We start from the raw sequence: 15,507 nt of genomic DNA, 5'->3' as shown, positions 1-15,507 counted from the left end.
CGACCAAATGTCTTCCGGGCCACCCTTCGGGGTGGCCTTTCTATGCGCGCTCCGCAGCATGACCATGCGAGATGGCGATTCTTTGGGCAAGATGGCGTCGCAACCCGGCTTTCTTGCGGAGCCCCGCGCCGGTTGCGAGCTCCTCCGGAGACAGATGCAACCGCAGCATGTTACTCGTCGGACAAAAGTATTTTACTGGCGGTCTCGCGCCGCAGATCCCTTTCTGGAGACCGGGCTTCGTGCAGATTGTCTCGAGCACCCCCTTCGTCTTTCTGATGATGGCACTGTTGATCCTTCGGGGCCCCTACGTGGGGATCGCCCTGCTCGCGGCGCTTATGCCCTTCGGAATGACCGCCGCCTTCAACCTGCCAGCGGTGGGCGGCACGTCGATCTTGATGAGTGATCTGCTCCTGCTCACGCTGTTCGTTCTGGTGCTGCTCCGCAAGGGCGTAGACCGTGACATCACGGCGATTTTCGCGCCCGGCAGTATGGCACTGACACTGCTTCTGTTTCTTGGATATACGACGCTGGCGAGTGTGTTCCTGCCGCGGGTCTATGCCGGCATGACCGAGGTCTTCAGCCTCAGTCGCCTCGTCAACGAAGAGGGTATCATCTCGATACCGCTGCAGGCCAGCGGCGCGAACCTTTCGCAGCTGATCCGGCTCTGCTTCAGCCTGACATCTTTTCTGGTTGTCGCGATCCTGATCTATCGCAGGCCCAATCCCGCGCTCTTGCTGCGGTCGATGAAGCTTGCGACCGGCATCAACGTGGCGTTGGGACTGATCGACGTGACAAGTGCAAATGCGGGAATGGCCTCGATCATGGAGCCAATCCGCACCGCCAACTATGCGCTGACTCTCGGACAAGAGATGGCCGGTGTCCGGCGGATGATCGGCGGATTCCCCGAAGCGTCGACTTTCGGCTATTTCTCCCTTGGCCTCTTCGGCTTCTGGATGAGTTATTACCTGTCGTCGCGAAGCGCAGGGCAGAGCGGCGCAGGACTCTGGCTCGCTCTCGCCACGTTTGCACTGCTTCGCTGTACGTCCTCCTCCGCCTATGTCGGCGCCGCAGGCTTCTTGGCCGTCTTTGCCATCGTTCAGAGCCGAAACGCGACAGTAGGCATGAGCCGCGCAGCGGCGGGCATCGTTCTCGGCGTCGCCGCGCTGATCCCGGTCCTGGCCGCCGCCAGCTATGTCGCCTATGAATTGATCCCCGCCGTCAGCCAGTTTGTCGATCGCTCGCTCTTCGACAAGCTGTCGAGCGACTCCGGCATCGAACGGATGAGTTGGAACGCCCAGGCCATCAAGAACTTCTTCGACACCGACATGCTTGGTGCCGGTCTGGGGTCGGTGCGCGCCTCCAACTGGATCACAGCTGCGCTCGCCTCGGTGGGTTTGCCGGGGTTCTTCATGTTGCTTGTGTTCTACAAACGTCTGTTCATGGCGCCAAACCTCTCGGGCGACCCCGAGACCCGCCGGATTGTCAGCGCCATGAAGATGGGATGTCTGGCATTCATCATGCGCTCGCTCGTCGTGCACGGGACGCCGAACATGGGTATCATGTTTTTCTTCATGGCAGGCAGCGTCGCGGGTTTCGCAGCGCTCGCCGCATCCGCCACGGCCCGCTCCGGCCGGCCGACAAGGCTGATGACAAGGAGTGTGACATGACCCGCCCCCGGTTTCTTGTCGTCTCGCGGGTGGGGGCGAAGAGCCTTCATGGCGCCTGGGTTTCCGGCGCCCACAAGGCGGGGTTTGACGTCGTCCTCAGTGCCTACAACCCGATCGAGGAGCCGCAGGCGAAAGCGGTCATCGTCGAGCAGCGCCCCGGTCGCAAGGTCGAGGGCTACGCCGCTTTCCTGCGGGATCGGCGAGAGCTTTGGACCCAATATGACTATATCTGCTTGATGGATGAGGATCTGGCCACCGACAGCGCAACGCTGGCGCGCGCGTTTGGCCTGGCGCAACAGCACGGGTTGGTCCTGTCGCAACCGGCACTCACCGCCGACAGCTACTTCACCTACGCGGCCTGCCTGCGGCAACCGGCCTGGCAACTGCGCTACGTGAATTTTGTCGAGATGATGTGCCCGATTTTCCGTCGTGATGCGATCGATAAGGTTCTCCCCCTGTTCGAACAGGGCCTTGAGAGCGGTATCGACCTGGTGTGGTGCAACCTTCTGTCCGAAGGGCCGAACAGCTTTGCGATCCTCGATACCGCCGCGATTTGCCACACCGAACCGGTCGGCGGCAACAAGGAGGCGAACGGCTTCAACGAGGCGCGCGGCTACGAGGACGACATTTCAAAGGTTCTCGATCGCTACAGCCTCCCCTGGCTGAGCGCAGTCCCTTACGCGGGATTGACCGCTGCGGGCACGCGCGTGGAGAGCAGAGCGCTTTTGTTTCTTGCGGCGCTGAGCTTGCTGACCGCCGTGCCACGCCGCGCGGGCTGGGGCCGACGCCTTCGGTTCGTCATGACACATCTGAGGCATATCCTGATGCGCAAACCCCTTAACCTGCCGGTGCGGGACGCAGCCGCAGGGGAAACACCCGCATGACCGATGCCAGCAGAGGCCACGACATGAACGACAAGAACCTCGTCGGGCGCGCCACACGCAGCTCGATCTGGGTGGTCGGCGCCCGCCTTTTGGTACGCGTTTCGGACCTGCTGCTGCTGATGGTGCTGACCAGAATTCTCCTGCCCGAGGATTTCGGTCTGGTCGCCATCGCCACTTCCGTGGTCGCGATCTTGGATGTGGTGACGGACCTGCCGCTTGCCACGCCTCTCGTCCGTCTCGACGCCCCGACAGAGCTGCATCTACACACCGCGTTCACGCTGGGCTCATTGCGCGGACTGGTGATCTTTGGCGTGATGCTCGCGGCCGCCGCGCCCGCCGCGGCCTTCTACGGAGACCCGCGGCTGCTGCCGTTGCTCCTTGTTTTGGCTGCGGCCTCGGCGCTCTATAACCTGCGCAGTCCAAAGATGGCGCTGCTCTTCAAACAGCTGGAATTCCGCCAATCCTTTCTTGTCGAGGTCGGCGGGAAGCTTCTGGGCATCTTTGCCGCGCTCCTTGGGGCGATCCTGCTGGGCAACTACTGGGTTTTGGCCATTTCACCGGTGGTGTCGCGGATCGCCAGCGTCGTGCTGTCTTATCTCTACGCGCCCTATCGCCCCGGACTCTCGATGAAAGAGTGGCGCTACTTCTGGGAGTTTCTGGGCTGGATGATGCCCTCGCAGCTGATCGTCGCCGTGGCCTGGCAGTTCGACAGGCTGTTCCTCGGGCGGGTCGTTCCGACCGCCGCGCTCGGCTATTATGGGCTCGCGAGCAATGTTACCAGCATTCTGGAACAAACGGTGCGCCGTGCGGTGACCGCGCCGTTGATCTCGGGTTTCGTTCTCGCGTCAAAGGAACTCGAGCGTGTACGCCGTGGGTACACGATGGCCGATACGGCGATTTTCACCTTCGGCATTCCGGTATATCTTCTGACCTTCTTCCTCGCCGATCCGCTGCTTCGGCTGGCCTTTGGCGAGAAATGGATCGCAGCGGTTCCGCTGCTCGCCGGACTGTCTCTTGCGATGCTCCCGGCGCTGGTCAGGATCCCCTTTCGCCCTCTGGCGATGGCGCTTGGGCGCACCGACTACGTCTTCAACGTGGCGCTCCTGTCGCTTGCGTTCCGCGTGCCCGCGGTCTGGGGCGGCTTCGTGCTTGGCGGCATGCAGGGCGTTGCCTTCGGGATTGGACTTGCGAACATCGGCAATGCGGTCGTGTCGATGATCTTTATCCGCAAGCTCATTTCGGTCTCGATCCGCGAGCAGATGCTCTCGAACTGGCGTCCCGTTTTGGCCGCGCTGCCGCTCGCCGCTCTGGCTTGGCCAGCGGGTACGATGATGGCGCAGATGCCCATCGGCCTAGAGCTTGGCCTGGCTTTCGTTTTGTCCTCAGCTCTCGCCGTAGCCGTTTATTTCGGAGCCATTTTCATCCTGTGGCTCGTGATCGGCCGGCCCGATGGGATCGAGGCACGCATCGCAAGAAAAATCCGCAGCCGCTTCGGCTCATAGATCCTCCCGCAACATCAGATCAGGCGCTGACATGAAAGATATCGAAATTTTACGTCACGAGACACTGACTGAAGAGCAGAAGTCGGTCATGCCAAACCTGTTCCTGATCGGCGCGGGCAAATGCGGGACCACCTCGCTACACGCTTATCTCAGCCAGCATCCGGACATCACCGGCTCGACCGAAAAAGAGCCATCCTTCTTCGTCGAGAACGAGGAGCTTCGGGAGCGGCAGCTGATGGAGAGCATGCGCCCCGAAGCAACGGATCTGGAGGCCTATTTGGGCCTGTTCGCGCATGGCCCGCACGCGAAATACCGGATGGAGGCGAGCCCGAGTTATTCGAGCTATCCGGTCTTTTCCGGCATCCCAGAGCGCATCGCCGCAGCCTCCCCGGACGCACATATCATCTATATGGTCCGGAACCCGGTCGATCGTGCGATCAGTCACTACTGGCAGGATCGCAAGATTCTAAAGGAAAACCGGACAGCCCTCGAAGCCCTGTCGGACCCAGAGAACATCTACACCTACACGAGCGACTACAAGCGACAGCTTGACCGGTTCCGTCCCTACTTCGACAAGATACAGATCATTACCTCGGAAGACCTGCGGAACAGGCCGCAGGAGGTTCTGAGCGGAATTTATGCGCGCCTCGACCTTAAGACCTTTGAGATCGACGAGTTCGAACTGCGGGAGCGGAACACAACGCCGCCAACCACACGTCAGGCGCGGCACCCGCTATTGACCCAAATCCGGGATACGAAAATGTGGAACCACCTGCGCAGCCGGATGCCAAAATCAGCGGTCTCCGCGGTGCGGCGCGTTGCGGTGAAAGACGTGCCGCGGGAGATCGAGAATGAGGCCGAACTGCGCGAGCTTCTCGCGGCACGATTTGCGCCGATGATGGCGGCCTTCGATGCCGAGCATGGCACCGACCTGCACCAGCGGTGGTTCGCGGGACGCTGATCCCACCTTCAAATCTCCGCATCCGAAAACGCGCGGGCTGTGGGCCCGCGCGTTCGCAAATCGGGTCGACTTTGGTCAGGCGACCAGCAATTCGTCGCTGCCAAGTTGCGAGATGCTGACGGTGTCGGTGTCGAGCCCTCGGATCTCGGCGATCCGTGTCAGCGCATCGCCGTGCAGGACCTCCAGATAGACGCTCTGGTCTTCATGGGCGAAAGAGACGACCGTCGACCCGGCCGCTCCCGCCAGGTTGCTGATGACGATCTGGTCACCCTCCGCGGCACTGAAGTCGGCGATCAAATCGATCGCATCAATCGTCCCGAGATCAAAAACAAACATGTCGGCACCATCGTCACCGGCCAGAATGTCCGCCCCGGCGTCGCTGTAGATGGTATCATTGCCCTCACGGCCGCGCAGCACATCGTCGCCGCTACCCCCAATCAGCAGGTCGTTGCCTTTCCCACCGGCAAAGCTGTCGTCGCCCGCGTCGCCATACATGATGTCGTCGCCATCACCGCCGCGCAGGTCGTCATTGCCGCTTCCGCCGTAAAGCTCATCTGTGCCCGCACCACCAACGAGGTAATCATCGCCGCCATGGCCGTGGAGAATATCGTCCTCGGCACTGCCGCGCATGCGGTCATCGCCCTCGGTCCCGTGCTCACCCGCTTCTAGCTCGGGCTCCGGTTCGGGGACGATCGAAGTCTCACCGCCGTCACCTGCGTCGCCGGTTTCTGCGTCGCTGCCATCGCCGCTGTCGGTTTCGGTAGACGGGTCGGTCTCGGGTTCGGGTTCGGGTTCGGTGATCACTGGCTCCTCATCGCTGAGCCAGCCAATAATGTCGTCATAGCTCATGCTCACGTCACTGAAGATATAGGCCTCAATTCCGCTGAGCAGGCTGTATCCGGCGTCGATAAAGCTGAGCATGAGCTCTCCGGCATCGGTCAAGAAGCCCGAGACGGTATCAACCACTGTGTCAAAGATCAGCTTGTCGCTGCCTGCACCGCCGATGATCGTGTCGTTCCCTTCGGTAAAGAAGAGAGTGTCATCGCCACGTCCACCGTCGATCAGATTGTCACCGGCCGAGCCCGTGAGCGTATCGTCCCCGTCCCCGGCAAAGAGGTTCTCGATCTCGCCTGCGTCGAAACTTATCTCCACGCCGTCGAGAGTTGCGTGTCCCTTGCCCAGATCGGCCCATGTGGCCGAGGTGATCGCAGCGGCGTTGATCGTGTCGACCCCGCCGTCCGTGTCCACAAGCACCTTGCGGCTGGCGTCGCCGGTCTCGTCGAGGATATCCGAAAACTCGTCGGTATAGACGTAGATATCGTCTTCCATGTCCTCGGCATCGCCATGAACCGTGAAGTTGAAATCAACCAGACGCCCAGACTTTCCGTCAAGCTCGTCGCTTCGGTTGATCAGTTCGACCGTCCAGGTGCCCTTGGCGCTTTCACCCATCGTTGCGACCGAGCTGAGCGTGAAGTCACGGATCGACAGGCGGCTTTGCGATTCATAGTCGTATGTCAGCCGAACCGTCGTTCCCTCTGGGGACGTAAGATAGAGGTCCATGTCGCCAGCGTAATACCAGCGAAGATCAAGCGTAAGCTCGACGTGCTCGACCGTGACGTCCTTGTCGATGTCGAAGGAAAACTTGATCGTGTCCTTGGACCCCGCAACGAGGCTTTCATTCAGCGTGTCCGAGACCGACACCGAGGTCCGGTTGGCATAAGTCTGCTGCGTCGTCCAACTTTCGGCGAGGCGTACGGCGTCATGCGCGTTCAGAAACCCATAGCCAAAGGAGTCGCTGTAATGCATCCCGCCGCCATTTTGGTTGCTGGCGGCGTTGTACTGCCAACCGTCGCCGCGCAGCGCGTCGTCCGACAGGCCCTCCTTGCGGGCCGAAAGGGCAAGGATTTGCTGGATATCCCGGTACCCGAGGTTAGGGTTCGCCTCGAGCATCAGCGCAACCACCGCGGTCACGGCTGGGGCAGAGAAGGACGTGCCGCTCGAACTCGTGTAGCCATCTTCGAACGTGGTGGTTTCGATGTCGCGCCCACCCGCCGAAATCAGCACGTTCGAGCCCATGCTCGAGAACCTCGAGATCTCGCCGCTCGCATCCACGGAGCCGACCGCGATGGTGTAGGCCGAGTTCTGAAAGTTGTGGTAGTTCGACGAGCTCAGGGTCCCCATGTTGCCGGCCGAGAAAACCATCGTGGTGCCAAGGCCGTCGCGGCCGTTCTCGGCGGTGTTCTGTAGCGCCGCTTCAAGCTCGGGACGCTCGTTGAAGTTGTCCGCGAAATTGCTGGTGAAGCTCCAACTGTTGTTGACCACGTCCAGATCAACGGCTGCGTTTATGGCATTCAGAACTTGCTCTACGATGTTCGACGCCGAGTAGTCGATGCCGAGGCCAACGAGTGAGACACCGTCTGCGATCCCCGCAGTCCCCACACCATTGTCCGTCTCTGCGGCGATGATGCCCGCGACCTGGGTTCCGTGTGAGGTCGTCAGAGCTCCAGAGTCGGGCGTTATGTCTGCCGTGCCAAGTGCGAAATTGTAGTCCAGCGAGGTGTCATAGGCCCCCGAGAGTTCGCTGTGCGAGAAGTCGATTTGTGTGTCGATCACACCAAGTTTGACGCCCGCACCGTCGTAATCTTCCCACACGGATTCAACGTCGATCGACAGGTGGGACCGGTTGGACTGATCAAGGTACCATATATACCGCGCCTTAGGGTCATTTACGGAATTCGAAGCGATTACATTTGTCACGCAAATTTCTCCGGCTGCTGGTTCGTCAGATTTCGTCGCAACCAGCAATTGGTAAGGGTTTCGCCCGTGGCGGCACCAAAGACACTCGCTCGGCGCCCCGGATGTATTCGAAAAATTCTACCGACAAAAAACACCTGACCATGGCCAGTGTATGGTCACGCCGAGTTAAGACACGGGCAGGAATTGGGCAAAAGCCGTCAGCCCGGTTTACGTCAAGGAATGCTCCGCATGACGTGGCGCCGGGTTTTGGTACAATTCGAAACCGGATGAATATCCGCCGCTCCGTTGCGCAAATCTTTTACGGAAAAGCGGGGATATATTTGCGAGCGCTATCGCAGCCTTACGCTCGATCAGCGTGGCTGCCTAAAGGTCCACGGCACGCGGTCGCCCATCTTGCAGGCAAATCGGCGACCGTGATCATGCTGCGCAAAGGCTCAGGGGTGATCAGATCACCCTTTGGCGCCCTGACCACGCGCGTAGACGTCCTCGTAGCGCACGATGTCGTCCTCGCCGACATACGAGCCGGTCTGCACTTCAATTAGCACCATCGGCATCTTGCCGGGGTTCTCCATCCGGTGCACCGCGCCAAGCGGGATGTAGACGCTCTCGTTCTCGGTCACCAGCTTCACCTCGTCGTCCACGGTGACGCGCGCGGTCCCTTCCACGACGATCCAATGTTCGGAGCGATGGAAGTGGCTTTGCAGCGACAGCGCCGCCCCCGGATGCACATGGATGCGTTTCACCTGAAAGCGGCTGCCGACCACGAGGCTTTCGAACCAGCCCCAAGGCCGGTGGTCCATCGGAAACTCGACAGCCTGTTTGGATCCCTTTTCCTTCAGCGCGCTGACCGCCAGCTTCACGTCCTGCGCGCGATCCTTGGACGCCACCAGCACCGCGTCGTTCATCGCCACGGCGACCACATCCTTGAGCCCGATGCCCACAAGTTCCACCGCGTCGGAATCCGAGCGCAGGATCGAGTTCTCGCAGTCGATCGCCGTCGCGCCCTTGTTGACCACAACGCCCGTCTCGTCCTGCTCCATCTCGCGCCAGATCGCGTCCCAACCGCCAAGATCGGACCAGCCGCCGTCGAAGGGCACCACCTCCAGCGCGTCGGATTTCTCCATCACCGCGTAGTCGATCGAGATGTCCTCGGCCTCGCTCCACGGGCCCGGCGCCAGCCGAAGGAAGCCAAGATCGACCTCCGCATCGCGCACCGCCGCGCTCACCGGCGGCACCAACTGGCTGGCGAATTTGTCGAAGGCCGCCAGAATGTCTTTCACGCGGAACAGGAAAATGCCCGCGTTCCACAGGAAGTTGCCCTGTGCCAGCATTTTCGCCGCGGTTTCGGCGTCGGGCTTTTCGACAAAGCGCTTGAGCGGCACGCAGTCGCCGCCATTGGAGTCGAGCTCAAGATATCCGTACCCCGTCTCGGGCCGGTCCGGCGAAATCCCGAAGAGAACGAATTTCCCCTTCTCGATCGCCGGGATGCCCTTTTCCAGCGCCGCCCGAAAGGCCGCCCCGTCGGGCATGCGGTGATCCGAGGGCGCCACCAGCATGGCCGCATCCGGATCCTTGGCATGCAGATGCAAGGCCGCCGCCAGAACCGCTGGCGCCGTGTTGCGCCCTTCGGGTTCGATCAGCACGGCACCGGGATCGATTCCAACAGCCGAAAGCTGCTCCGTCACCACAAAGCGGAAGTCCGAGTTCGTCACGATCACCGGCTTCTCGAAGCGCCCGGATCCCGCGAACCGTGCCGCGGTCGCTTGGAACAGGCTTTCATCATCGATCAGACGCGCGAACTGCTTCGGAAAACTCTTGCGGGACACCGGCCAGAGCCGCGTTCCCGATCCACCGCACAGAATAACAGGAGTAATCGTCTGCATTAAATGATCCCTTCTGACACCCTAAATGAACTCTAACTGATATCGCACGCCCCGCGCAGCGCGCCAATTCTCAGTCGGCCGAACCTAAGAGAAAGATGCTCATGAGCCGCGCCACCGCAAGAGTTTCAGGCAGAACGCGTCAATCTTCAAAAATCTGTTTCTTTTTAGTGAGATTGGTCATGACTCCATGCGCCACAATCGCGCCTGAAAGTCCGGAGGCGGCGTCACGCGAAGCTCCGGTTTTGCCGAGGTCAGGCCCCGATCCGCGCAAGGCTTGCGGAGATACCAGCGCGGAACTTCACCTCTGAAAAATCCTGCGCGCGCGTGACACAGGCATGCGGCCCAGCGTCGGCCAGCCCGGACCGCTCGAAGCGCTCTACCGCATCGACCAGCGCATCGACGCTCTGCTCCTCGAAGAACAGCCCGGTGAGCCCGTCGACAACCGAGTCGAGCGCCCCGCCCCGCCCGTACGCGATGACCGGGCGGCCCGAGGCCATCACTTCCACCGGCACGATGCCGAAGTCTTCCTCGCCGGGGAACACCAGCGCCTTGCAGCGTGCCATGTGGTCCTTGAGCACGCTGAACGGCGCTTTTCCAAGGAAGGTGGTCTTGGGCCCCGCCTTTGCCTTGAGCTTGTTCACCGTGTCATCCGGCCCACCGATGACCACCAGCGGAAGATCGAGCCGCCGAAACGCCTCGATCGCGAGGTCGGGCCGCTTGTAGGGCGCAAGCTCACCGCACCAAAGGTAGAAATCGCCCAGCTCGTCCTCACCCACTGGCGCAAAATCCTCGACCGCGACGGGCGGCGCGACAACATCTGAATCGCGGCGCCAATACTTGCGGATCCGGCTGGCGACAAAATTCGAGTTCGCAGCAAAGCCATCGACCCGCGCGGCGCTGCTCACATCCCAATGCCGCAACCCGTGGGCCAGCTGCGGCATCATCAGCCGCGTCATCAGCCCCGCACCGCCGCGATACACGTGATATTGGTCCCACAGGTAGCGCATGGGCGAGTGGCAATAGCACAGATGCGGCGCATCCGGCGGCGCGATCACCCCCTTGGCCGGGCCCGACTCCGACGAGATCACCAGGTCATAGCCCGACAGATCAATCTCCTCAAGCGCGCGCGGCATCAACGGCAGATACTTTTGGTAGAGCTTCTTGGCGAGCGGCAGACGTCCGATCCGTGTCTCCACGATACGGTGCTTCGTCAGCACCGCCGAGAGTTTCGCCGGATCGGCCACATGGGTGTAGATATCCGCGTCGGGAAACATCCGGCAGAGGGCCTCGATGACCTTCTCGCCACCGCGCATTCCAACCAGCCAGTAGTGGATGATCGCAACGCGGCGGCCATCCTGAACGTCGATCTCAAAATCTCTCATGTTGCGCTCCAACCGCGCGTAAAACACCTTGTGCGGGTACGATGTAGAGCCAGCTTACGTCACGCAACAGGAAAGTTTCTGCGGTGCCGCATGACCGCGCGCATTCTCGATCTTTGCTGGTTTCCGCAGCTTCGCAATATCGCCTTATCTGCGGTTCATCCCCAATTTGACTGCGCGAGAGGCGATGTTCTCCCAGAATTTCAAAGACTTGCTAGGTTCGACCCAAGCGGCAGGCTCCGACACCGGAGAATGCCGCCAAACCGCCACCGCGCAGCGGAATAACTGTGCCACGCCGCCACTCGCCACATTCGATTCGCCCCGGGTAAAAACTCTCGCCTGGGTTGTGCGACCAACACATCTGCCCGTCGGCAAAAGTCAAAGGCCACCGCGCGTCTGCACGGTGGCCTCTGTCGGTTCACGATCTGCGGCGCAGTCCGCCCTACACTGCGCTGGCGTCAGGCACCCACCTCGCGCACGGTGATCTCATAGGCAAAGCTCGACGGGTCCAGCTCGTCCTGCTCCACGCCGTCGATCTCGGCCTGCGGGTACATCAGGAAGCCAACGCTGTCGCGCTCCGAGCCGGGCAGCGCCACGTCATGGGCGAAGTTGTAACCAACCCAATTGCCTTCCCACGACCCGAACAGCCCCGCACGCACTGCGCGCACCTTGGGATCGTCGAGGCCGAGGTTCTTCGGCGGCTCTTCCAGCATCACCTTGCGCACGTCCGCCGGATCGACCGCGACCCAGCCGTAGTCCTCAAGGAACACTTCGGCGCGGCAGTGCTGCGCCTTGCTGACGTTCTCGGAACTGGCGCCGAGGCTCTTGTAGCCGAACTTCGACGGCGCAACCCGCAGACCGTAAACATCGCGCGCAGGCAGGCCCGCGGCGCGCGCCAGCCCGACGTAAAGCGCATTGAGGTCGGCGCATTTGCCGGTCAGATCGCCCATCTCCAGCATCGAAGCCACATCGCCGATGCCGCAGCCGCGGGTCTCGGGGTTGCGCTCGGTGCTCTCGACCACCCATTCGTAGATCGCCCGCGCCTTCTGCAGATCACCGCTCATGTTCTCGGTGATCATGTCCGAGGTCGCCTTGACGATGCCATCGGTGGGGATAAGCCGCGTCGGCGCGGTATAAAGCGCGCGCTCTTCGTCCGAAAGGCGCGCCCCCAGCCCCGGTGCGCCCAGATCGACAAACCGGTCGCGGGTCTCCACCTCGGCGGTGATCTCCAGCTCGGCCTGCGCCTGACCCGAGGACCACACCGCGTGGACGTATTTCGCACCGCTCTCGGCGTCGGTCTTCAACTCGGCGCTGTCGGCATTGCCACTGAACGCCGGAGCCTCGGCCCGCATCCATGCCTCTTCGTTGACCGAGGGCACGGGGATCCACGCCTGCACCGGCTTGCCGTCCGCAGGGATGTCGACTTTGGTGGTCAGCGCAAAGCGGCGCCAATCGGCGGGCTTCGGCGAGAAGGCGGCAAAGGCGCCGCGCGGCAGCAGCGCCGTCAGGGTCAGCGCGGCACCCGCGCCGATGAAATGTCTGCGATCCAATTGCATGTCATGCCTCATTGTAGAATCCGCGTCCGCCCCCCATTTGGCCCCGCAGATACAGCCGCAGCCCTCAGTTCTCAAGAACCAAGGGCGCGCCAGGGTGCAAAGCGCACCCCATCCGCCCGATATCGAGGCTGAAATCCAGCCCCCTGCCCAGCCCCCTGACCACCCCGTGTCCGGCCCGCGCGCGCCACCCCACGAAGATTTTTGCCAATCGCCAGTTCTCCCAGCGTCAAACTCGGTCTATCTGAGGCGCATGGATGTCGTTCTTGTCACCGCGGTCATCGCGTCGCTCTTTCTCGTCATCGCCGCGGCCGAGCCGCTGGCGGCCCGTCTCCGTCTGCCCTACAGCGCGATCCTCGCGCTTTTGGGCACGCTTATCGGCGCGGCGGCGATCTTCTTCTTACGCACCGATTTCACCGATGCGCTCAATCCCGTGGCCGCGGCGATCATAAATTTCCCCATAAGATCCAACGTCTTCCTCTATGTGTTCCTGCCCACGCTGCTGTTTCAGGCAACGCTGGGCATGAACCTCAGGCGGATGCTCGACGATTGGGTGCCGATCCTTGTGCTGGCCATCGTCGCGGTGGTCGCCGCCACAGTGTTTGTCGGCTTTGCGCTGTCGTGGACAAGCTCGCTGCCGCTGGCCGCCTGTTTCCTCGTGGGCGCCATCGTCTCGACCACCGACCCTTCGGCGGTGGTCAGCATCTTCCGCTCGATCGCTGCGCCGCGCCGGCTGGTGCGGATCATCGAGGGCGAAAGCCTGCTCAACGACGCCGCCGCCATCGCGCTCTTCAGCCTCTTCATGGGCTTCGTGATGGAGGGGGTGCCCGACCCGACGCTCGGCGGCGCGCTGGCGCAGTTCCCCATGCTTCTGGGCGGCGGCGCACTGGCGGGCTGGCTGGTGGCGCAGGGCGCGATCGGGGCCATGGCGCTGCTGGCGCGCTATGAAAAGGCGCAGCTTTCGGTCTCTATCGCCCTGCCCTATCTGGCCTATATCGGCGCCGAGCAACTCTTTGGCGCCTCCGGCGTCATCGCCGTCGTCACCGCCGGGCTCACGCTCAACCTCGTCGGCCCCGGCAAGATCCCTCCCACCGCATGGGCCAATCTCAACGACGTCTGGGACATCCTCGCGCATTGGGCCGGGGCGCTGATCTTTATCCTCGCCGCGCTGCTGATCCCGCGGCTGCTCGAGGACGTGCACTTTGGCGATTTCCTCCTGATCCTCGTGGTCACCGCCGCCGCCATCGCCGCGCGGGGCGCGATCCTCTCGGGGCTGCTGCCGATCCTGCGCATGCTGCGCCTCTCGCCACGGATCGAACGGCCCTATCGCGTCGCGATCCTCTGGGGCGGGCTGCGCGGCGCGCTGACCCTCGCGCTGGCGCTCGCGGTGACCGAAAGCTTCCGCGTGCCGATCGAGGTGAAACGCGTCGTCGGCATCCTCGCCACCGGCTTCACCCTCTGGACGCTGCTGGTGCAGGGCACCACGCTCACATGGGTGATCAAAAAGCTCGGCCTCGACCGCCTCGGCCCGCTTGATCAGGCGCTCAGCAATCAGGTGGTCGCCGTCGCCCTGCAGACCGTGCGCGAGCAGGTGTCCACCACCACCGACACCTATGGGCTCGACCGCGAGATCGTCCGCTCCGAGGCGAAACGTTTCGGCAAGCGCCTCGACGCCGCGGTGAAGACCGCCGAGGAAGGCGACGAGATCCAAGACCGCGACCGCGTCACGCTGGGCCTCATTGCGCTTGGCGGCGCCGAGCGCGACGCCACCACCGTTGGCATCCGCGAGCGCACCATCTCGCTGCGGCTCGCGCAAAAGGCGCTGTCCGATTGCGACCGGCTGATCGAAGGCGCGCGCAGCGATGGCCGCGTCGGCTACCAGCGCGCGGCCAAGGCCAATGTGCGCTACGGCAACGTCTTCCGCGCGGCGCTCTTTGCCCACAACCGCCTGCACATCTCCGGCCCCCTCGCCCGGCTCACCGCCGACCGTTTCGACCTCTTGCTGTCGAAACGGCAGATCCTGCGCGATCTCGAAGGCTTCATCGACGGGCGCATCCGCCGCATCCATGGCCGCCGCGTCGCCGAGTTGCTGCGCGATCTGCTGACCCGCCGCCGCGAGGCCACCGAACGCGCGCTCGAGGGTCTGCGCCTGCAATATCCGGGCTATGCCGAGGAACTGGAACGCCGCTTCATCCGCCGCACCGCGCTGCGCCTTGAAGAAGGCGAATACGACACGATGCATGAAGACGGGCTGATCGGAGACGAGCTTTACACCGCGCTCAGCCAAGACCTCGCCCGCCGCCGCGCGCAGGCCGACGAGCGCCCGCCGCTCGATCTGTCGGTGCAGCGCGCCGAACTTGTCCGTCGCTTCCCGCTCTTCGCCGATCTCGAGGAAAAGGAAATCCGCCCCCTCGCCCGCGGCCTGCGCACCCGCTACGTCGCCCCCGGCGATGTGATCAGCCGCCGCGACAGCACCGCGCGCAGCGTCTATTTCATCGCCTCGGGCGCGGTCGAACAGCGCGTTGCCGGGCACACCTACCGCTTGGGCCGCGGCGACATGTGCGGCCAGCTGGCGCTGCTGATGCCGCGCCGCCGCCGCTCGGAGCTGGTGGCGATCACCCCCTCGACCCTGCTCGAACTGGATGAGACCCGCTTCAAGCGCCTGCTCAAACGCAGCGCCCGGCTGCGCGAAGCGGTGCGCGACAGCGCCACCCGCCGCGGGCTCGATCTCAATGACATCCTCGGCGAAGCCCCCGAGGTCGCCAAGGCGCTCGCCAAACCCGATCCCAAGCCCGCTCCCGAGCCTGAGTCCAACGCGCAGGACGCCGAGGCAGAGTCCGAGGCCGTCAAGGCAGACGAGGCAACCAAAGGATGATCGATTTCCCCGGCCGAGAAGCCCTCGACCGGGGAATAAATAATTA

The 15,507-nt window shown here is 62.7% G+C and carries 9 protein-coding genes; 5 read left to right on the top strand and 4 right to left on the bottom strand.

Annotated features, from left to right (window positions below; all coding sequences use genetic code 11):
• Positions 1-167: 167 nt before the first annotated feature.
• From ACXAD2_RS05040 to ACXAD2_RS05025, 4 genes are read left to right on the top strand one after another with little or no spacing between them, the layout of a single operon-like run.
• A complete protein-coding gene (locus tag ACXAD2_RS05040) occupies positions 168-1,667 on the top strand; it encodes a hypothetical protein (RefSeq protein ID WP_475167709.1) in 1,500 nt (499 codons plus the stop codon).
• Positions 1,664-2,551: a hypothetical protein gene (locus ACXAD2_RS05035; RefSeq protein WP_475167706.1), complete on the top strand. Its 888-nt coding sequence runs from the start codon at positions 1,664-1,666 to the stop codon at positions 2,549-2,551. Before ACXAD2_RS05040 ends, ACXAD2_RS05035 begins: the two co-directional genes overlap by 4 nt.
• Entirely contained in the window at positions 2,548-4,053 is a 1,506-nt protein-coding gene (locus tag ACXAD2_RS05030) for an oligosaccharide flippase family protein (RefSeq protein ID WP_475167701.1), read from the top strand. Before ACXAD2_RS05035 ends, ACXAD2_RS05030 begins: the two co-directional genes overlap by 4 nt.
• Positions 4,054-4,084: 31 nt before the next feature.
• Positions 4,085-5,014: a sulfotransferase family protein gene (locus ACXAD2_RS05025; protein ID WP_475167696.1), complete on the top strand. Its 930-nt coding sequence runs from the start codon at positions 4,085-4,087 to the stop codon at positions 5,012-5,014.
• A 75-nt stretch (positions 5,015-5,089) separates the two neighbouring features.
• On the opposite strand, the gene ACXAD2_RS05020 is transcribed toward ACXAD2_RS05025, so the two are convergent.
• From ACXAD2_RS05020 to ACXAD2_RS05005, 4 genes are all read right to left on the bottom strand, one after another.
• Positions 5,090-7,771, bottom strand: coding sequence for a S8 family serine peptidase (locus tag ACXAD2_RS05020; RefSeq protein ID WP_475167692.1), 2,682 nt, complete (start codon positions 7,769-7,771; stop codon positions 5,090-5,092).
• A gap of 449 nt (positions 7,772-8,220) precedes the next feature.
• Entirely contained in the window at positions 8,221-9,654 is a 1,434-nt protein-coding gene (locus ACXAD2_RS05015; protein ID WP_224901524.1) for a mannose-1-phosphate guanylyltransferase/mannose-6-phosphate isomerase, read from the bottom strand.
• Positions 9,655-9,905: 251 nt separating this feature from the next.
• A complete protein-coding gene (locus ACXAD2_RS05010; protein ID WP_475167683.1) occupies positions 9,906-11,036 on the bottom strand; it encodes a glycosyltransferase in 1,131 nt (376 codons plus the stop codon).
• Positions 11,037-11,491: 455 nt separating this feature from the next.
• Positions 11,492-12,589: a transglutaminase-like domain-containing protein gene (locus ACXAD2_RS05005; protein WP_475167681.1), complete on the bottom strand. Its 1,098-nt coding sequence runs from the start codon at positions 12,587-12,589 to the stop codon at positions 11,492-11,494.
• A 250-nt stretch (positions 12,590-12,839) separates the two neighbouring features.
• On the opposite strand from ACXAD2_RS05005, the gene ACXAD2_RS05000 reads away from it, so the two are divergent.
• The gene (locus ACXAD2_RS05000) at positions 12,840-15,461 is read left to right on the top strand and encodes a cation:proton antiporter (RefSeq protein WP_475167676.1); all 2,622 of its coding nucleotides are present in this window, start codon (positions 12,840-12,842) and stop codon (positions 15,459-15,461) included.
• The last annotated feature ends 46 nt before the right edge of the window (positions 15,462-15,507 follow it).

The sequence above is a fragment of the Salipiger sp. ABN3_019 genome (genome assembly GCF_056158605.1).
Note: the sequence above shows the minus strand (reverse complement) of the source record. Positions and strands in the feature narration are given on the sequence as shown.

Bases quoted from the DNA above. Each gene is read 5' to 3' on its own strand.
- ACXAD2_RS05010 (WP_475167683.1), bottom strand. From the start codon at position 11,036: ATGAGAGATTTTGAGATCGACGTTCAGGATGGCCGCCGCGTTGCGATC.
- ACXAD2_RS05015 (WP_224901524.1), bottom strand. From the start codon at position 9,654: ATGCAGACGATTACTCCTGTTATTCTGTGCGGTGGATCGGGAACGCGG.
- ACXAD2_RS05025 (WP_475167696.1), top strand. From the start codon at position 4,085: ATGAAAGATATCGAAATTTTACGTCACGAGACACTGACTGAAGAGCAG.
- ACXAD2_RS05035 (WP_475167706.1), top strand. From the start codon at position 1,664: ATGACCCGCCCCCGGTTTCTTGTCGTCTCGCGGGTGGGGGCGAAGAGC.
- ACXAD2_RS05005 (WP_475167681.1), bottom strand. From the start codon at position 12,589: ATGCAATTGGATCGCAGACATTTCATCGGCGCGGGTGCCGCGCTGACC.
- ACXAD2_RS05030 (WP_475167701.1), top strand. From the start codon at position 2,548: ATGACCGATGCCAGCAGAGGCCACGACATGAACGACAAGAACCTCGTC.
- ACXAD2_RS05040 (WP_475167709.1), top strand. From the start codon at position 168: ATGTTACTCGTCGGACAAAAGTATTTTACTGGCGGTCTCGCGCCGCAG.
- ACXAD2_RS05000 (WP_475167676.1), top strand. From the start codon at position 12,840: ATGGATGTCGTTCTTGTCACCGCGGTCATCGCGTCGCTCTTTCTCGTC.